Origin of the sequence: Mucilaginibacter lutimaris, assembly GCF_042676625.1 — a bacterium.
GTDB lineage: Bacteria > Bacteroidota > Bacteroidia > Sphingobacteriales > Sphingobacteriaceae > Mucilaginibacter > Mucilaginibacter lutimaris.
The window spans coordinates 119,949-138,419 of record NZ_JBHTIA010000002.1; the positions used below are offsets into that span (position 1 = coordinate 119,949).

Annotated in this window: 14 protein-coding genes; 6 read left to right on the top strand and 8 right to left on the bottom strand. The window is 43.2% G+C overall.

Annotated elements, in window-relative coordinates; translation table 11 throughout:
• Positions 1 to 9: 9 nt before the first annotated feature.
• From ACFQZI_RS00545 to ACFQZI_RS00555, 3 genes are read right to left on the bottom strand one after another with little or no spacing between them, the layout of a single operon-like run.
• The gene (locus ACFQZI_RS00545; RefSeq protein WP_377137280.1) at positions 10 to 5,511 is read right to left on the bottom strand and encodes a cadherin-like beta sandwich domain-containing protein; all 5,502 of its coding nucleotides are present in this window, start codon (positions 5,509 to 5,511) and stop codon (positions 10 to 12) included.
• 44 nt (positions 5,512 to 5,555) lie between these two features.
• On the bottom strand, positions 5,556 to 6,476 hold the full coding sequence (locus ACFQZI_RS00550) for a methionyl-tRNA formyltransferase (protein ID WP_377137282.1): 921 nt from the start codon (positions 6,474 to 6,476) through the stop codon (positions 5,556 to 5,558).
• 43 nt (positions 6,477 to 6,519) lie between these two features.
• Positions 6,520 to 7,062, bottom strand: coding sequence for a phage tail protein (locus tag ACFQZI_RS00555; protein ID WP_377137284.1), 543 nt, complete (start codon positions 7,060 to 7,062; stop codon positions 6,520 to 6,522).
• Positions 7,063 to 7,652: 590 nt separating this feature from the next.
• Between ACFQZI_RS00555 and ACFQZI_RS00560 the strand changes: the two genes are divergently transcribed.
• A complete protein-coding gene (locus tag ACFQZI_RS00560) occupies positions 7,653 to 7,967 on the top strand; it encodes a hypothetical protein (RefSeq protein WP_377137286.1) in 315 nt (104 codons plus the stop codon).
• Here ACFQZI_RS00560 and ACFQZI_RS00565 read toward each other — a convergent pair whose 3' ends face one another.
• The 4 genes from ACFQZI_RS00565 to ACFQZI_RS00575 are packed head-to-tail and all read right to left on the bottom strand — an operon-like array spanning position 7,968 to position 10,640.
• Entirely contained in the window at positions 7,968 to 8,621 is a 654-nt protein-coding gene (locus tag ACFQZI_RS00565; RefSeq protein ID WP_377137288.1) for a response regulator, read from the bottom strand.
• Between the two features lie 2 nt (positions 8,622 to 8,623).
• A complete protein-coding gene (locus ACFQZI_RS00570) occupies positions 8,624 to 9,412 on the bottom strand; it encodes a sensor histidine kinase (protein WP_377137290.1) in 789 nt (262 codons plus the stop codon).
• Positions 9,376 to 10,035: a hypothetical protein gene (locus ACFQZI_RS20875; RefSeq protein ID WP_449288971.1), complete on the bottom strand. Its 660-nt coding sequence runs from the start codon at positions 10,033 to 10,035 to the stop codon at positions 9,376 to 9,378. Before ACFQZI_RS20875 ends, ACFQZI_RS00570 begins: the two co-directional genes overlap by 37 nt.
• An 8-nt stretch (positions 10,036 to 10,043) precedes the next feature.
• Positions 10,044 to 10,640: a hypothetical protein gene (locus ACFQZI_RS00575; RefSeq protein ID WP_377137292.1), complete on the bottom strand. Its 597-nt coding sequence runs from the start codon at positions 10,638 to 10,640 to the stop codon at positions 10,044 to 10,046.
• Between the two features lie 331 nt (positions 10,641 to 10,971).
• Between ACFQZI_RS00575 and ACFQZI_RS00580 the strand changes: the two genes are divergently transcribed.
• From ACFQZI_RS00580 to ACFQZI_RS00600, 5 genes are all read left to right on the top strand, one after another.
• Positions 10,972 to 11,640 (top strand): hypothetical protein, encoded by a 669-nt coding sequence (locus ACFQZI_RS00580; RefSeq protein WP_377137294.1) that lies wholly within the window; start codon positions 10,972 to 10,974, stop codon positions 11,638 to 11,640.
• Positions 11,641 to 11,700: 60 nt separating this feature from the next.
• Complete coding sequence (locus ACFQZI_RS00585; protein WP_377137296.1) at positions 11,701 to 13,260, top strand: hypothetical protein; 1,560 nt, start codon at positions 11,701 to 11,703, stop codon at positions 13,258 to 13,260.
• Between the two features lie 31 nt (positions 13,261 to 13,291).
• The gene (locus ACFQZI_RS00590) at positions 13,292 to 15,382 is read left to right on the top strand and encodes a ferritin-like domain-containing protein (protein WP_377137298.1); all 2,091 of its coding nucleotides are present in this window, start codon (positions 13,292 to 13,294) and stop codon (positions 15,380 to 15,382) included.
• A 65-nt stretch (positions 15,383 to 15,447) separates the two neighbouring features.
• On the top strand, positions 15,448 to 16,368 hold the full coding sequence (gene bufB / locus ACFQZI_RS00595) for an MNIO family bufferin maturase (protein WP_377137300.1): 921 nt from the start codon (positions 15,448 to 15,450) through the stop codon (positions 16,366 to 16,368).
• Complete coding sequence (locus tag ACFQZI_RS00600; RefSeq protein WP_377137302.1) at positions 16,361 to 17,206, top strand: HvfC/BufC N-terminal domain-containing protein; 846 nt, start codon at positions 16,361 to 16,363, stop codon at positions 17,204 to 17,206. Before bufB ends, ACFQZI_RS00600 begins: the two co-directional genes overlap by 8 nt.
• On the opposite strand, the gene ACFQZI_RS00605 is transcribed toward ACFQZI_RS00600, so the two are convergent.
• Positions 17,203 to 18,405, bottom strand: coding sequence for an MFS transporter (locus ACFQZI_RS00605; RefSeq protein WP_377137304.1), 1,203 nt, complete (start codon positions 18,403 to 18,405; stop codon positions 17,203 to 17,205). The two genes, ACFQZI_RS00600 and ACFQZI_RS00605, sit on opposite strands and share 4 nt — an antisense overlap.
• Positions 18,406 to 18,471: the final 66 nt, after the last annotated feature.

Sequence of the window (18,471 nt, forward strand, 5' to 3'; positions counted from 1 at the left end):
AGCTATTTGTTAAAATTTAATGATGATATAACCGGTTTTACGTTTGTCCTTATCACCATCTTTATAATCAAGGGTGTAGTAGTAAGTACCTGCCTTTAGTAACGTACCGTTCTTGGCGCGGCCTTCAAATACCCTTGAGCCATCCTTACCATAATCTTTCATGTCAAACACCAGCGTACCGCTTGTATTCATTACGGATAGTTTGGTGTTGGTGTATGAAGATAAGCCCTCTATCACCAGGAAGTCGTTAAAGCCGTCGCCGTTAGGAGATAATCCTTTATGAACTATTATTTCATCTTTCTCGAAGGTTTTACCTGCTTTATTAGCAATCATGTTAGCACCTGACTTGGTAACTGCGAATGAGTTGCGCGCTAATGGCTTGTTAACAGTTACCTTGTAATTCTTAGTTGTGCTACCATCCTCGGCAACAACCTGTATTAATACATCGGTAGCACCACCCGCTAATGTAATTTCATCTGATGCTACACCACTTGTAACAGGAATACCCTGCACCGTAATGATGCTGTTTACATTAACAGCATTTACAGTTACCCTTACAGTATTTTGCGTGCCGCTTACGTTTGTAGTGTAGTTATTTGGCGATAACTGTGTAAGTACTGATGAAGGTGTTAAAGCAATACTGCTAATACGGGCGTCACTTGAGCCTGAACGATTAACATTTACCGTATAGGTTTTTGTTGTAATACCATTTGCAGCGGTTACTACAATAGTAATAGCTGTGCTGCCCGGGTTTAAGATAATTGCACCCGATGCCACACCGTTGTTTACAGCAACCCCGTTTATCTTGATTGTTGAAGCAGGGTCCACTGGAACAGCACTAACCGTAACACTGTTTTGGGATATACCAACCGATGTGTTATAAGTGTTTATACCCGTTTCAGTTAGTATTGATGATGGGGTAAGGTTAATGTTGCTTAAGCGCGATTCGCCGGATGCGGCACGACTAACCGTTACCGTGTACGATTTGGTTGTTGTACCATCTTCGGCAGTGGCAACAACGTTTATTACGTTTGAGCCAACCGCAAGCGCAATAGGGGCAGATGCTGTACCGCTTGCTGTAGTTACACCATTAATTTTAATGGTGGTGCCTGCATCAACCGCTGTGGCGGTTACGGTAATACTGGTTTGCTCGTGTATCACCGATGCGGTATAGTTACCAAGAGAAGTTTGTGTTAACGGAGCAGAAGGTATTAGTGCAATGTTGCTGATACGCGCGTCGCTGGATCCGGCCCTGTTAACGGTAACTGTGTAGTTTTTAGTTGTTACACCATCGCCCGCAGTAACCACAATATTAATTACGGTTGCACCCATGCTTAAAGCTATAGGGGCCGATGCCGAACCACTTGCTACCGCAGAACCGTTTACTTCGATTGTAGCAGTTTCATTTTGCGCGGTAGGGGTAACTGTTACACTCGACTGGCCTGCATTTACAGACGTTCTGAAGTTGCTGTTACCCGATGTTAATGTAAGTACTGATGATGGCGTTAGGTTAATGTTGGTCAATATTGCATTGTTAGAACCCGCACGATTTACAGTAATGGTATAAGTTTTAGTTAAGCCGCTTTGCGCAGTTATCAATACAGTGATGTCTGTCGACGGTCCGGTTAATGTTACAGGTGCAGAGGCTACACCACTTGCTGTTGTAATACCATTTACTTTAATAGTTGTGTTTGCATCCTGCACAGAGGTAATTACAGAAACATTTGCTTGCCCGGCGGCTACTGATGTTATGTAATGATTAGCTGATGTTAATACCAATTGCGAGGCCGGGCTTAATGCAATATTGTTAACTGTGGTACTGCTTGAGCCCGAACGGGTAACGGTTATAGTGTAGGTTTTTACAGTACTACCATCTGCGGCAGTCACTACTATCGGTATTAATGTTGATTCGCCCACCAATGCTACCGGCGACGATGCTACACCGCTTGTAGCAGGCACACCGTTAACAGTTAGGGTCGCACCAGCATCCTGTGTTACTGCTTTTACAGATACGCTGGTTTGATCTGAGCTTACCGATGTGCTGTAATTATCTGGTGATACTGTGGTAAGAGTTGATGCCGGGATAAGCCCGATACTGCTTAGTAAAACATTGCTGGAACCTTGCCTGTTAACTACTACCGTATACCTTTTACTTGTAACACCATCTTCGGCGGTTATTACAACTGTAATGGTTGTTGCAGGCTGATTAAGCGCTATACTGCCCGATGCTACACCATTAGCTACAGAAGTGCCGTTTACGGTAACGGTAGCATTTGCCTGTTGCGGAATGGTTGTTACTTTAACCGAAGTTTGTGAAGCCGCTACCGATGTTTTGAAGTTACCGGGTGATGTAGGTATCAATGTTGAAACCGGTGTTAAGGTAATGGCACTGTAGTTAGCGTCTGTAGCAGGCATTGCCCTGGTTACTACAAGTGAATAGATCTTAGTGGCACCATTCTGCGCTATTACAACAATATTAATATTGTTGGTACCGGTATTTAACGCTATGCTTTTTGACGAGCCCGAGGTATATGGCTGGCCGTTAATAGTAATGCTTGCATTTTGCTGATTAACCGTAGCCGAAATATTTAGTGTTGAAACCGCGTATGCTACGTTAGCGCTATAGCTTTCCTGGCCGCTGCTAAATGCCGGGGTTAAAGAACCTGCGTTTATAGTTATGGCAGAAAGTGTAGCATCGTTAGATGTAGTTATTGTAAGCGCTGTGCTGTTTGCCGCTGCCTGTACAAAGTTATAGTTAGCGGCAGTTAAGCCATCCCCATTAATAGGATAGCTGCCAACAGGGCTGCTTGTTGTGGCCGTTGTTGTAAAGCTTAAAGTGCCTGATGTTGCTGTTTCCTGGGTATCACCATTTACAAAACCGGTTACCGAACCTGTAAAGGTTGGGTTAGCGGTTTGATAAAAACGGGTTGCAGGGTTTGCTACATAAGTTAAGTTAGCTTTATTAATTGTCAGGCTATTACCTACATAAGTTAATTCGTAGTTACCGCTTAAGGCCAGTGTACCTTGTGTAATGGCATAAGTACCAACCGCTTCTCCTGCATTTCTTGAAAGGGTACCGGTAAAAGTATCACTATAAGCAAGTTCGGTACTTGTGTATGTAAGCTCAGGATCTGCATCGCCGTAGGTTTTGCTTTGCGCGTTAGCAGTAACAGTAACAGGTTTAGCAGTTATTGTGAAATAGGCCGGTTGAACGGTTATATCATAGTTAGCAGTACCGTCCACAACACCACCGGTATAGAATTTTTTGGTTCCCAGGGTCATCAGGTAAGTGCCTACGTTTTCGCCCGTGGCACGTCCAAATTGGTCGCCGGTAGCGTCTCCGGGTGCCAGTGAGCCACTTGTTATTTGAAACGAATTAAGGAACGGATCATTGCTGCCATAAACTTTGGTTTTGCCTACAGGTAAAACGGTAATAGGCCTTTTATTAATAGTTAGGTTTGCAACTGTGTATACCAGGTTGTAATTAGTACCATAAGATAGTGTGCCCTGGTTAATGGCATAAGTACCAACATTAACGCCCGTGGTTCTTTCTAATGTTCCGGTAGGGGTATCGCCGTTAATTACACCTGTTGCAGTATAGGTAAGCACAGGGTCGCTATTCCCATAAACTTTTGTTTGGGCATTAGCGGTAACATTAACAGTTGCCTTGCTTACGGTGAGGGTTTGAATTACACTGGTTGCCGCATTGTAATTGCCATCGCCGGCTTGTGAAGCGGTAATATTCGCCGTGCCTACACCAACTATGTGTATCTGGCCACTAACAATAGTTGCTACAGCGGTGTTATCGCTGCTGTAGCTAACTGTTAAACCGCTGCTGGCGGTTGCGCCCGGTGCAAAATCTGCATCGCCGTAACTTTTTGCAGGTAAAGTGTTAAATGTAATAGTTTGTGCTAATTCAACACGGCTTACAGTTAAAGTGTAGGTTTTAGTAGTACCATCTTGCGCGGTAACTACAGTCGTAATGATATTATCACCTATATTTAATGCAATAGGGGAGGATGCGCTACCCGATGCCACAGTTACGTTATTAACTTTTATAGATGCGTTAGCCTGGTTTTTTGTAGGGGTAACTGTAATGGTAGATGTGCTGCCTGTTACCGACGCTGTATACGAAGTAGTACCACTCGAAAAAGAAGGCGTTAACGTACCCGCACTTATTGAAAAGGCCGAAAGGTTCGCGTCATTAGAAATTGTAGTAAAAGTATTAACTGTACCATAGGCTGTGCCTGCCGCACTTGTTGCGTAAGACCTGTAATAATAGGTTGTGGAAGGGCTAAGACCCGAGATACTTCCTGAAAAGCTGCCGGTACCACTGCCGTTAGCTGCTTTAGTAACACCGCTGCCGCCTATTGTTGGCACAGTATTGCTGCTGCTGTACACTATACCGCGTTCTGTTACGGTAACATCGCTACGTGTTATATTACCGCCAACTGAAGCTGATACCGCTACCACAGACGAAGCTGCGGTGGTGGTTAATGTTGCTACTTTTGGAGCCCACATCGCTGTTACTGTTGAGCTTCCGGGTAAAGATGATAAAGATTTTATTAATGTACCTGTACCGGTTGTAAGGTCATAAGATGTAATATTACGGGCAGGCGCAACATTGTCAAATACGAATGCACGGTTATTGTTAACATCTAATGCAAATGATGTTGGCGACTGCGGTACGCTTACAATTTTCGTGAAGTCAGTACCGTCTGGATGCACTTTAAAGATACCGTCGTTGTCATTGGTTGTCCCCGCATTGTTTGATCCTAATAAATATATATAATCAGTAGCAGGGTCGTAATCCATGCCATTCATCAGAAATGGATTACCGGCAGGGACGGTTATCGTTATAGTTTGTTCAACAGTGCCTGTTGTTAAGTTTATTGTACGTAATTTTTTGTCTGCCGCCAGCTGATTGTATACATAGGCTTTATTATTCGCAACATTTAAGGTCAATAAGTTCGGATTTGAACTAAAGCCAGAAATTACCACTGTTTTACCTGAACCATCCGGTTTAACTTTTATCAGCGCGTCATTTGCTGTTGCGCCAGTTGGTCCACTGTCAGCAACTAAATAATATATATAATCGTTTATCGCGTCGTATTTGATAGAGTAACACCTTGCAGTAGATTCGGTAATGGGTATAGTAGCCGTTACCGCCCCCGTACTTAAGTTTACAACTTTAATACTAAGCCCGGTTGGAGGCGATGTAGAGAAAGCCTCGTATACAAACGCCCGGTTGTTAGGTAGATCCAACTCCATTAATCCGGGTGAATTGGTAAATGAATTTGCAAGGAGTACTGCGTTGTTTCCATTGTAATCCATGCGGTTTATACCATCTACACCGGAGGTAGATCCGGATGTGGCATCATTAGTTAAGTAATAAACCTGTGCCTGGCTTTTATTGCCTATAGCAATCAGCACCACCAACATCAAAGCTATTGACCACGATCTGCGATTTGTTGGTAATAGCTTTTTTAATAAGGGTAAAAGTTTTTTCATAATGAAATTTTAATTATTCAGGTATTATTTTGCCGGCAAGGCCGTTATATTTTACTAATAAATGTTTGCCCTGTTTTTAAACCGTAAAAACCTGCGTGCCGGGCCGGGATGCAAGTATTATTTATATAAAAAAAGTTAATGTTTAACTCCTGGTGATTGATACAGGCCACATTAAATTTGTTATTAGCTATCTTAATTGTACCGGGTATGTTATTCGCTTCTGATGAAGCAGCTTCAGCATCTAATATTTTTATTTCGTACCCGTTTATCAGGGTACTTGCACCATTATTCCAGGGGGTGCAGGCTTTAACCAGATCAATTATTTCATTAGCACCCATTACCTCCCAGTTTATCATTACATCGGCCAGTTGCGGCTGTTTGTAATACCGGGCTTCGGTTTCGGCTTGTATCTTATAATTTGGTGTTTGCCTGTTGTTTAGCATGGTAAGTATTTGTACTACGCCCTGCACCTGTAGCTGGCTAAACGCCTGGTTTATATAATTGTAGGTATGGTACTCTTCGTTTTTAATGGTTTGCTCCCATACAACCGGTCCGCTATCCAGCTTATCGGTTAATTGGTGTATTGTCAAGCCAATGTATGCTTCGCCATTTTTTAATTGCCAAAAAACCGGCGATGGCCCTCTGTATTGCGGCAGTTTACCAAAGTGTATGTTATATATGCCTTTTGGCACATTACCTAAGTTTTCGACAGCTATTTTATGAACGTACCCGGTAATAAAAATCACCTCGGGCTCGTTTATCTGCTGCCAGTTGTACAGCTCATTCTTAACATTTTCCGCATAAAATGCAATACCATTCATCCTGCAAAAAGCGGCCATCTCGTTAACACTGATATCTGCATGGCCCGATTTGCTGTAGTAGAGCATAACCCCTGCTTTAATACTGCTTAGGTACGAAAGCAGGGGTATACATATTTTTGAATTTGATACAATGCCAATTTTCATCTGCAAGTATCAAAATCAATACTTTTGATATTCATTTATATAATTACGGTCTTGAAGGGTAAATACCTGTCCAGGCTATAATAAAGTTGATACCCAAATATGGTGTAACTACGTTTAAAGGCTGGCTGCCACCTGCCGGTGCAACGCTATTTACATTCAAAGTTACATCAGGCGTAGCGCTCGAATAAATATTAACGCCAGAACCACTAACCGGATCGCCCGGGCTTGAAGCCGGGTAGGCATTGGTTGGTTGTAATGCTGTTGCTTCTGCAGATACGGCATTAATAGTGTGCGTGTGCGCAGGCATTTGTAATGCAGAGATAGTTACATTCTCCGTACCGCCCACCTGGCCAAGCTGGTAACGTGAAACGTTTACCCCCTGTCCGTTGCCGGAGTGAATGGGAGTGCGGCCCCTAAGGTCTGGCAATTTAAAGGTTGATACACCATCACCACCATACGTCGTTCCTAAGATTGAAAATAAAGCGGCATTTTGAGAAATTGCCAGGGTAGTTCCGTCGCAAAAGTACCATCCGTTTGGTGCGAATGTACCCGCAAACATTTTGATTTCTCCCAATAATGGATCCATAGTCTAATTAGATAAGGTTTAGATTTATAATTTGTTAATTGTGTAAATATAATAATTTAATTTGTTCGCAATAAAAAATTATTTAAAACGTTAACCGCTCCTCCTTATACACTGTATCCCTGCTATCGCCACTGTTTTAATTAAACAAAAATGTATTAAAGTTTACGATTAGTATAGGGTGAAAATAGCTTTTTTTTATTTTTTTTTGAGGTAAATACACTTACACCTTATATATAATATATTAATTATATCTGGTATAAAAGTCGGTTATTAATCGCTAAAACAGTTTTGCAATATTAATTACGGCTAAACTTTAGTACCATAGTTTTATTATTTAATATACTATAATATAGCATTCACCAATAAAGGAATAGAATTGTTTATATAAGGAATTTTATTTTATAAAGTTTTGCATTGTATTAACTAATAGTAAAGTTGTCTTAGGCTAGACCAACCCTATAACGTTTAAGGTCAGAATAATAAACTTGTTATAACATGCAATGTTAAGTAAGATGCTGAGTGTTAACATAATGATAATATTGAATTAACCTTGCTGTAACCTACTTTTGCACATATTACCAGATAGATACATGAAAAATAAACTTAAACCACTTGTTAAAGAAGCAAAAAAAACTGCTCAAAAATCTTTGCAACAAACACTTGTTGCCCGGTTGAAAGAAGCGACCGCGAAATTTGGCGTAGCATCTAAAAAATTAGATAAAAAGATTGAGAAAGAGGCCAAAAAACTGGCTAAGAAATTTGCTAAAGATATTAAAATAGATACTGCAGCATTGGTTAAAACAGATGAACCCAAGGTGCCTGAAACAGCAAAACCGGCGGCACCTGCAAAAGCAAAAAACACACCGGCTGCAAAAAAGGTTGATGGCGCTATAGCGGCATCATAATTATATTTTTATAAGCTCGTTTTTTAGGGCCGATATTACCAGTCCTGTTCTTGATTTTACTTCAAATTTCTGGAACAGGGCTTCACGGTAATTATCAATGGTATGGGGGCTTAAATGCATCATATCGGCTATTTGCTTATAAGTAAGATCTGAGCAGCATAACTCCAAAAACTTCAGCTCGTTAGCATTTAGCCCTATAGGCGCGTTTTTTACCGGCTGGTTGTTTTGGATGTTACGAAGCAGCTTGCCCGATACCAGCTCATTAATATAAAATGATTGCGAGGCTATCCCTTTAATAGCGTTTACAAGGTCGGCCGCTTTAGATTGTTTAAGCATATAGCCGCCGGCGCCGCTTTTAAGCATCCCTATAATAGGCTTGTCTTCCTCAAACATGCTTAACGCCAAAACATTAATACCCGGGTGGTTTTCCTTTAACCATTTGGTGGTTTCGTAGCCATCCATAACGGGCATGGTAATGTCCATCAATATTACCTCGGGTAATGTTGCATCACAAAGTTTTTTGATCATGTCTGCACCGTTATCGGCATCAAACAGCACATTTATCTCGTTAGATTCGGTTAGCAAATGTGCCAGCCCCTGGCGAAAAAGTGTGTGATCGTCAACAATAGCAATGTTTATTTTTTCGGTTTGCATGGTTATTTGTACGGTAGGTTTATGGTTATGGTTGTGCCGTTTACCGGCGAAGATACAATGGACGCATTGCCATTTATCATGTTGCTTCGTTTAATAATATTGTGCAACCCCATACCTGCTTTACGGGCTAATATCTCTTCTACATCAAATCCCATCCCATTATCGCTTATGGTTAATTGATAGCTCTCTACAGCACCCTGTAAATTGATGTTAATTTCTGTTGCTTTAGCATGCTGGATGATGTTGTTTATGATTTCCTGAAAAAGCCTGAACAATATGGTTTCCTGCGCGCTATCTCCATTAAAAGGCACGTGGTTATGGGTAAAGTTTACCTTGAACCTGTCCGATCGTTTAAGCCATTCTAACTCAAATTCAATAGCTGCCTTAAGGCCGCGGCTTACAATTTCTTCGCCGTGTAATAAGCGGGAGAGCGCCTTTACCTCTTTAATAGATCGCATGGTGAGGTCCTCTACCAGGGCGATTTTCTCGGCCGTGTTTTTGTTATCTTCGAGATTTATCGAGCTGAGCGTAATGGTAGTAAGGCTAAGCAACTGGCCAATATTGTCGTGCAGGTCATAGGCAACCGTTTTTAGGGTTTGTTCCTGCACCTCCATCTGGGTTTTTAAAAGTTCGGTCTCAAAGTTTTTTTGAAGCATAACGGTTTCCTCCTGGTGTTTCTTCTTCTTGCGATTGTACGATAACACATACAGGATAAGAAACAGCGGTGCAATTAAAAATATTATAGATGTAAGCCCTATAAGCGAGATGATTTCCTTTGACGATATCTGCATATGAAAGCGTATGACCAAAAAATGTACATCGTAACATCTAACACGTTAAAAATAATATACCGCATAGACCGGCTGTAAGTTATTAATTCGTAGTTAGACAGGTATGTGTAAAATGTATTGCAAACAGTGCTGCCAAAATAAAAGAAAAGTGTACCGCTAACCCACCAGAACGGTGCCGAACTGGTGAGGTGCTCAAAATGTTCATCTTTTAATTTAAGGTAATAAAAGTAAAGGCAGGCCAATACAAACACTACCGACATAACCGTTGCCGTATCACCGGCAAACTGTTTACCGCTATGCGTTACCAACTCGGTAATATACATTACGGTAAACAGGCTAAGCCAGGTAAATAGCCAAATTGGCCTGTAGTAATACGCTTTGTACAAATGAAAAAAGAAATAGCTGGTAAAGCCACACTCAAACAATAAGTACAAATTGTAAATAGGGTAGTTGCGCACCTGCATAACTTCGCGCATGTAAATGCCGGCTACCTCAACACAACAGGTTAACAGTAAAAAAGGAATAAACAGCTTCCAGGCCAGGCTTTTTTCCCGGTACAGGAAAATTACTGCTACCAAGAGGCATAAAAACTCTGATACTGTATTAAAAGTAAAAAATATCATTAAATTGGTTATGGAATAAGCAATGCGCCTACTTCGTTACAGTTTTTTGGCGGTGGGCAAAGTTCACCACGGTTTTCAGGGGTAGTACCTAAAATAAAACCCTTTACAGGTTTGTCCGATCCTTTGGCCTTACTGGTAAAGTAATCACGATGGAATTTTTGGTCGGCCTGGTTGGTGCTGTCTTTGGTTGATACCATTACCAGCGTATTATAGCCCCAGTACATCTGCGGTGGTGTATTACTGCCAATTGTTTTTGGATAAATAGTATCATAAGTGGCATAGTAAAAACGGATACCGTCGCCGCCTTCGCTTTTAATTTTATCTAACAAGGTCTGTAACCGTTGCGCGCTAAACCATATGCTTCGCGAGTCTGGTTTCTTTTTTCTGATCACCGATCCACTTTGATCTTTGTAGATAGAATCTACAAAACCGGCCCGTTTCTCGTAATTAGTAACGTACTTTTTAGCTTGCTCATAACTCAGGCTATCATAATTGAATGGCGCCCCAACTGATGGTTTTGTGCCCAGGTCTGCACGTTGGTTTTGGCAGGCACTAAAGGCCAGGCCCGCGGCAACTACATAGAATAAGGTTTTTTTGATTGTCATATAGTTTCGGATTTAAAGGTTTACCGAAAGTGGCCATTTATAATAGGATATACAAATTAATGCCATGCCTTTTTTCCACTTAAAGGGTGGCTAAAAAAAGCTGTTTTTACCCTATAGGTATCGTAAATTATAATTGACATTTGTTAATCAGGTTATCGCTTTCAGGAATATTTTAAGCAAATGTTATTTTGTAGAATATCTATTGCTGCAAAATTTCGCGGTATTTGAGAGGGGAAAGTGTAAACGCGTTTTAAGTTAATAATAACAACAATGGCGGATACCGAAAAGCCTTAACAGAGTAGGTGTAAAGACAACCTAAACCCAAATCACAATGGCAACTGTTGAACCTATTAAAAGTATCCCTGCTGCAGAGCAGCAGCATATGCTGCTGCTTTTTATGCCCCTTAAAAAGCAAACACCCAAAGAAACCGTAACCAAAGCCTTAACAAGCATCCAAACCGAAATGAAAAACCTAAGCGATATGCGCGCTGCTACAGGCGTGCATTTTTTTATGTTTTACCACTTGCTGGATGGGCAAAACCCCGGCCTGCCGGTAACAAGTTTTCAAACAATGCCGGGTAAGGATATGCTGGTAGTACAATCATTATATGATGCCGACTTTGCTCCCTACATCAGTTCTTTTGTAACTAACCCTGTTATTGCCTGGGGCTTAAACCAAATTGTTGATGCGATGGACGAAGATGATATTGTGCCTGCATCCGATCCTACCTCTGCCGTATCTATTAAAGAAAACGGGGGCGTAGCCGAAAACCCCGACGCATTTAACTGCCTGCTTATGCGCTATAACTTTGCCGACCCAACCATCCCGGCATCGGCCAAAACCCCAAAAGGCACTAATTACAAATATGTGCTGGGCTTCACCTTCCCGGGGATGACCGTAGGTAAAATTTTACAAAACTACACTGATGCACCTGCGCTGTGGCCATTCCCGCCGGTTGATATAACTTATGAGGCATCAACCCCGCCAACACCTTGTTAAACATCATTCCCAATCCCCGCGCCAGTGCGGGGATATTTAACTTATTTAAACCCGATTATAATGAGTGCATACCTGAATGATGTTGCAGACCCCCGGGCGCCCGACCTGCAATTTGATGATATACAAGGGCTGATATTACGCGGTTACAATTTCGATTATATCCGTTATTTGATTTTTACGATAGATGCTAACAACGTTGCCGGCGCCCGCGAATTGTTAGCCGAACTGATGCCTGGCAGTGGTTCGTCGCTTACTATAACCTCAGCCGCCCCCTGGCCTAATGGGGTAAAGCCAGCGTATTGCCTTAATGTTGGCCTCACCAGTTTTGGTTTTAGGTTATTAGTTGCTGCCGATAATTATACCACTGTAAAAAATGCCAGCTTCCCGCTGTTTAGTTTATATGATGGTGGCGCGGCAGTTAACGCAGCAGCGGTGGGCGATATTGATGATAGCGCCCCCGGCAGTTGGTGGAAAAGGTCAGGCGGGTGGAGCCTGCCTGCTAACCCAAAACCAGATGGTTCAGATCTGCATATCCAGATCACTATATACACCCAAAGCAATCCAAAACGCGAGAAGTATTGTGATGAATTGATGGCGATGATCCCGGTTAAAGATAACGTACCCGCGCTTACCCTGGCATTCTCAAAAGATTCGAACCCTTTATTAACCGGCCAAAATTATATTCATTTTGGTTATAAAGACAGCTTCTCGCAGCCTCGTTTAAGTAAAGTGCCCTGGAATACAAAAAAACAAAGGATGCTGCTGGGAGTAAGCACTATAGACGACAGGCCGATAGTACCGCCTTATCACTTTGTTATAACCAAAAAATATAACGATGGTAAAACTACTGTGCCTAACTATCGTGCACACCCGCTGGTGCTTAATGGCAGCTTTGCAGCCTTTAGGTTGCTTTACCAGGATGTTAAAGCCTTTAACAAATTTATTAACAAAACACCGGGGGTAAGCCCCAACTTAGTTGCCGCGAAACTGTGCGGGCGGTGGTTTGATGGCACACCGCTGGTGGTTTCGCCTAATGGCCCCGACCCAAAGCTGAAGGATTTTGATTATACTAATTTTAATTATTTGCATAAAACGCCCAACCAGCAGGGTGATATGACCACTGATGCACTGGGAGCCAGGTGCCCTTATGCAGCTCATATCCGTCGTACAAACCCAAGGGACGATAATATGGTTACCGGTAATCAAAATAACCCCGATGGTACACCCAATTATGCGGAAAGCCGCCGTATCATGCGCCGCGCCGGTGCTTATGGCCCCGATTATGAAGAAGGCAAAAATGAAGATGCACAGCGCGGGCTGGTGGGTTTGTTCATTTGCGCTAACCTGGCATCGCAGTTTCAATTTATTATGCAAAACTGGATAATACGCAACAGCTTTCGCCAGCCCGACGCAAGCCCAAACAGCAGCGGGTTCGACCCATTGTTTGGGCCGCCCAATAATACCATACAGGCTTATAATGAATTTGATTACATGGGCACCGGTCCCACATATGAACAGATTGATGGCCTGGAGCGCTTCGTGCGTACTGATGGCGGCCTTTATTTATTTCTGCCCGGAATAGAAGCATTAAAAAAAATTTCTCAAGGAAAAATATCTTAATTTAACCTCTTAAACCAACCAAACCTTAATCATGAAAACAACGCTCTTGTTTACAGATGATAGCCGGTTAGCAAACCGGCCGGTATCATACAAGGACATCGACGAAAAGGCCCTGCACGCCATGGTGCAATCTGCAGTAAACGTCGAATTATTTACTATCCCCCTTTATATGACGTCGCTTTACTCTTTAAAGGGTATGCACGAAATAAACAGTAAGGGCAGTAATTTTTACGAAGGTCGCACCTGGCCGGGCATGGCCGCATCCGCGCATCCAAAAAACGCGAATGAGCAGGCATTTAACGCCGTATTTAGCGTATTTGTTGCCGAAATGCTGCACTTGCAAATTATCTCTAACCTTGCCAAAGTTGTGGGTTACGACCCTAAATTTACCTGCGAGCCGCTACAGGACGAAAAAACCTACGCCTGGAAATGCTATTCGCCCGATTCATCTGTACTGCCGGGTATACTTGATTTTAAAGATACCGTTAAAAGCACCCATATTAAGGTAAAACTGGGGCCAATGGATAAAGACCAGTGTAACCTGTTCCTTGCCATTGAGCAAACAGAAAAAGCTGCTTTGGCAGATATCCGTGACGATAAGAAAAAGAAATACGAGGAAAAGGCGCCTTACAATAACTGGAAAGAAGGGCAGCCATTACCTATGTTTGGTTCTATTGGTAACATGTACTTGCAATTATGGAACTACCTGTCTATTCAATATGCAGACGGAAGTACCCTTTGGGAAATAGTTTATAAAAAAGGGCTTGCTAAATCTCAAAAAGTATCTTCAGCAGGGGGGGATAACAGGCAACTGGAATACGCCATTCAAAAAGAAGTATTTAACCCGGGCAGGCTTGACGCAACACAAACAAGCCAGGACGAATATCCATACATGCCAACCAGCATCAATACCGGCGATCTTGAAAGAGCGCTGCACGATGTGCTGAACATGATAAATGGCATTACCGACCAGGGCGAGGGCGGTGGTGTAATCGACGAGATATTAGCGCGTGTTAGCAAAAGCCGTAATTTGAAAACGCCGCTTACTTTAATGGCTGTACAGGACATGTTTCAGCCTAAGTGCCCGGTTTTGCGCAATAAATATCCTTCTTATAACGCGACGGGACAACAGGTTGATTCGGCCAAGGCAGAAGCGCGTTGTACATATGGTAAGATGGATCATTACGAAACTTTCGCCTTCGTGTTAGAGTTGGTAAGGAGCGGTAAAATTGAAACCTGGGACCAGTGGCATGCCAAGGGCAATAAATGGACGCCCGAAATGCTGCAAACGGCTGCTTACAATCCAAAGCTTTACCCGCAGTTACCATTATCCGGCGATATTGCAGGTGCACTTAACCGTTTAAAATTGAACGATGCCGATGGTAAAAACTTCGACCTGTTTAGCCGTGCCTCAACAGGTGCTATTGCCGGTGTAACCCGGGTGTTAAACGATTACTTCCAAAACCCTAAAACCGCGTTCCCTTACCCATCTATGGGTGGCTCGGGCGATAGGTTGTCTATCTGCTGGGCAGTGTTTGGTAAAGCGCCTGATTTATCATTGGGCGTAACATCTAAGGAATACCCACCATTGAACCGTCACGAACATTTATATCACGCCTGCCAGGGTTTAAACCTTGATGAAGATATCGTAAAAGACCCTGCAAGTTGCGCACCTGTACAGCTGTACCACGCCTGTAAAGGCTCCAACGAGTGCAAGGGCGAAGGTGGTTGCGGTTTTGTACAATCTACAGGTGGTGGAGGCGGTTGCGGTTCATCTGCAAACAATACCTTCCTGAAGGCCAAAGGCGATAAGGTTTCGCCATACAGCCCCCCGTCAGATAACGCCTGCGGTAGCTTAGGCGGATGCGCAGTACCTATTTCGGCCTCGCAAATGTACCCGAGCATACCTGCACCAAACGATTACCAGATGCAGTTGAATGATTTTGGACCTAAACCCAAATACCAGCCTACGCCATTTGCAATTGTTGATTATGCTCAAGGAGACCTGGTGTATGATGTTGCCTGGAACGCATATGCAGCTGTGTTGAAAAAACGTGGTGTACCCGTGCCCGATAAGCCAAAACCAAGCGATTTGCGTTTGGCCTTCCCACCGTCAACCTAAAAATCAGCTTTATCTAAGTCCTCCCCATAATAGAGGGTGGGATGAGGCTTTATAACTTAATTGCCATGAGCATCAAAACTACACCACGCCTGGGCCTGCCAAATTTGGGCCTTGGCGTGGGTTTACGAAACAAGCATTTTAATTACCTGCTCAACAACCCGGCAGGGGTAGACTGGTTCGAGATCATCAGTGAGAACTTTATGGATGATTTTGGCTTTGCTACACATGTATTGTTGCATGTACGTAAGCAGGTGCCGGTTGTAATGCACGGTGTATCACTATCTGTAGGCAGTACCGACCCTATTAACTATAACTACCTGCAGAAGCTTAAGGCACTGGCCGAAACGATAGAACCGGAGTGGATATCTGACCACCTGTGCTGGACAGGGGTGGCCTATACCAACACGCACGACCTTTTACCCATGCCCATGACCGAAGAGAGCCTCGACCATGTTGCCGAACGGGTATTAAAAATTCAGGATTATTTAAAACGCCCTCTGATATTAGAAAATCCGTCGACCTATTTGCAGTTTAAGGCATCAACTATGCCCGAATGGGAGTTTCTTTCGGCCCTTGCTAAAGAAACAGGCTGCGGTTTATTGCTGGATGTAAACAACGTTTTTGTATCGGCCCATAACCATGGCTTTGATGCTGTTAAGTATATTGATAGCTTGCCTCATGAACGTATTGTGCAAATGCACCTGGCAGGCCCAACAGATTGCGGCGAACTGCTTGTGGATACCCACGACCAGCCCGTTCCCTCAAAAGTTTGGGAACTGTTCCACCAGGCGTATAATTTAACGGGTGGCGTAAGTACTTTATTGGAATGGGATGCTAAAATCCCCGAATATCCGGAACTATTAGAAGAGCTTTTTAAAGCTAAGGAAGTTTTAAAAGGCAACATCCCGCAGGAAGGTGTTTACCGTTCACCACATTTGCCGGTATCAAACCCGGTAGATTTTCAGTTGCAGGCATCAAATGGTTAAGCAGGACACCGCATTGTTGCAAAACTGGCTGCGCACAGTGGTAATGGCGCCGGGCTTTCTTAACCAAAAGATAGGATACGCTAACCATACCTATGAACTGAACGAGCATGACGTTGTAACCGATAACGACATTGCTTCCGTACATTCCCGTTTAAACGTTTACAGCTCGGGATACATGATGCGGTTGCTTGATTGTATGTATACCGATTTCGCCGTAAGCAAGAAATTTATGGGGGATGAATTGTTTGACAGCTTCGCAAAGGCATACCTCATGTATCACCCGTCAACATCTTACACTTTGTATGATCTTGGTGAAAAGTTCCCCGACTTTTTAGATAAAACCAAACCCAAATTAGCTGAGGGGGAAGATAGCAGCGCGTTTGATATTCCCGCGGCACTGGCAAGAATAGAGCGCACCCGGCAGGTCGCCCTACGAGCGCCGGGTACAGAGCAGGATATTATGGATACGGGTACAACAGATGTGTACCAGATGTTTTCCACCACCCTAAACATCCGCATCCCCCAATGCCTGCAATTGCTGGAGTTGGATATACCAATGAAACAGTTTTTTGAGGCAGTGCTGCACGATGAAGAATACGAACTGCCATCGCCCAAAAAAACTTTTATAGCCATCAGCAGAAAAAATTACAGGATTGTGTTAGATGAGATAACCGAATTGCAATACCTGCTTTTGCAGGGGTGTAAAAACCATGTTAACCTTTACGATGCCATTTCCGCGCTGAGTATTAGCCAAAAGATACCAACGGCCGACCTGTTGGCTGACGCCTACCTGTGGCTGCCGTACTTTCGTAAGTGCGGGTTTATACAGGTGGTTTAAATTTCTGTTTCCATTAACACATCTTCCCGGTGTTTCTCGGGTATGTTATTACGGAACATCATGTAAATTATGGCCAACACGGTTACTACCGCTGTGGCGTATAATATTGATGGTACCATACTAATTACATCCTGGTAAAACCAACCGGATATTAAAGCGCCCAAACCAATACCAGCCTCCAGCGAGATATACATGGTTGCCATTGCCTTACCACGATATTGGGGGTGGCTCATATCAACCGTCCACGCGTTTAGGGCAGGGGATAAGATGCCCGTGGATACACCATAAATAACACCGCCTGCAAGTAACCCAAAAGCTGTTTTTTGATAACCAATAACTACAAGTGATATTACCAGCAAAAACAACCCTACTTTTATGACCGATACACGGCCATACTTATCTGATACCCTGCCCGCCCCAAAACGAATAAGCAGGGATGCAATGGTAAACACCATGAAGAATAAGCCTTTGTTCATGATGCCCAGATGGCCGCTCCAGTCGGGTATAACGGTTAATATGGCGCCGTATGCTACGTATGATAGCAGCGTTACAATGGCAGCAGGTAAAACCTCAACAGCAATAAGATCCTTGCGCGAGATCTTTAAAATAGCAAGGCTGAACTTTTGCTTTACCTTTAGTGTTTCCTTCATGTTCATGAGTATGATGATAGACATCAGGGCTAAAAATGACGAAGTATAAAATAGCGTATTCAATGAAAAATAAAGCCTTATGGTACTGCCAATGAACGGGCCTATGGCAAGCCCTGTGCTAAAACAAATGCCGTGTAAACCCAGGGCTTCGCCCCAACGCTCGCGCGGGATGATATCTGCAACATAAGCCGCGGTTGCCGTAGGTTTAAACCCGGTTGAAAAACCATGCAGCAATCTCAGAAACAAAAAGCCCGAAACCGTTCCTAAAACCGGGTAAAGAAACCCGCACACAAAACAAACTATTGAACCAACAGCCATTACAGGCACACGGCCAATGGTATCCGTCAGCCGGCCGCTAAAAGGGCGGGATATTCCGGCGGTTAAAGTAAATAAAGCTATAATTAGCCCTTTATGCTCACCGCCGCCAAGGCTGGTAAGGTAGGCTGGTAACTCGGGTATAAGCATATTAAAGCTTGCAGAAAATAACAGCGAGCTTAAACAAACCAGCGCGAAATGTAAGTTATAGATGGATTTTACCGGTTTGGACATGAGCAGAACAAGTAGAAATATTTGGCAAGTGTACCAAAATGCATTAAAATATAGCGTGCCGATTTT

Excerpts from the sequence above, each read along its gene's own strand:
- ACFQZI_RS00545 (WP_377137280.1), bottom strand. The coding sequence starts at position 5,511 with ATGAAAAAACTTTTACCCTTATTAAAAAAGCTATTACCAACAAATCGC.
- ACFQZI_RS00550 (WP_377137282.1), bottom strand. The coding sequence starts at position 6,476 with ATGAAAATTGGCATTGTATCAAATTCAAAAATATGTATACCCCTGCTT.
- ACFQZI_RS00555 (WP_377137284.1), bottom strand. The coding sequence starts at position 7,062 with ATGGATCCATTATTGGGAGAAATCAAAATGTTTGCGGGTACATTCGCA.
- ACFQZI_RS00560 (WP_377137286.1), top strand. The coding sequence starts at position 7,653 with ATGAAAAATAAACTTAAACCACTTGTTAAAGAAGCAAAAAAAACTGCT.
- ACFQZI_RS00565 (WP_377137288.1), bottom strand. The coding sequence starts at position 8,621 with ATGCAAACCGAAAAAATAAACATTGCTATTGTTGACGATCACACACTT.
- ACFQZI_RS00570 (WP_377137290.1), bottom strand. The coding sequence starts at position 9,412 with ATGCAGATATCGTCAAAGGAAATCATCTCGCTTATAGGGCTTACATCT.
- ACFQZI_RS20875 (WP_449288971.1), bottom strand. The coding sequence starts at position 10,035 with ATGATATTTTTTACTTTTAATACAGTATCAGAGTTTTTATGCCTCTTG.
- ACFQZI_RS00575 (WP_377137292.1), bottom strand. The coding sequence starts at position 10,640 with ATGACAATCAAAAAAACCTTATTCTATGTAGTTGCCGCGGGCCTGGCC.
- ACFQZI_RS00580 (WP_377137294.1), top strand. The coding sequence starts at position 10,972 with ATGGCAACTGTTGAACCTATTAAAAGTATCCCTGCTGCAGAGCAGCAG.
- ACFQZI_RS00585 (WP_377137296.1), top strand. The coding sequence starts at position 11,701 with ATGAGTGCATACCTGAATGATGTTGCAGACCCCCGGGCGCCCGACCTG.
- ACFQZI_RS00590 (WP_377137298.1), top strand. The coding sequence starts at position 13,292 with ATGAAAACAACGCTCTTGTTTACAGATGATAGCCGGTTAGCAAACCGG.
- bufB (WP_377137300.1), top strand. The coding sequence starts at position 15,448 with ATGAGCATCAAAACTACACCACGCCTGGGCCTGCCAAATTTGGGCCTT.
- ACFQZI_RS00600 (WP_377137302.1), top strand. The coding sequence starts at position 16,361 with ATGGTTAAGCAGGACACCGCATTGTTGCAAAACTGGCTGCGCACAGTG.
- ACFQZI_RS00605 (WP_377137304.1), bottom strand. The coding sequence starts at position 18,405 with ATGTCCAAACCGGTAAAATCCATCTATAACTTACATTTCGCGCTGGTT.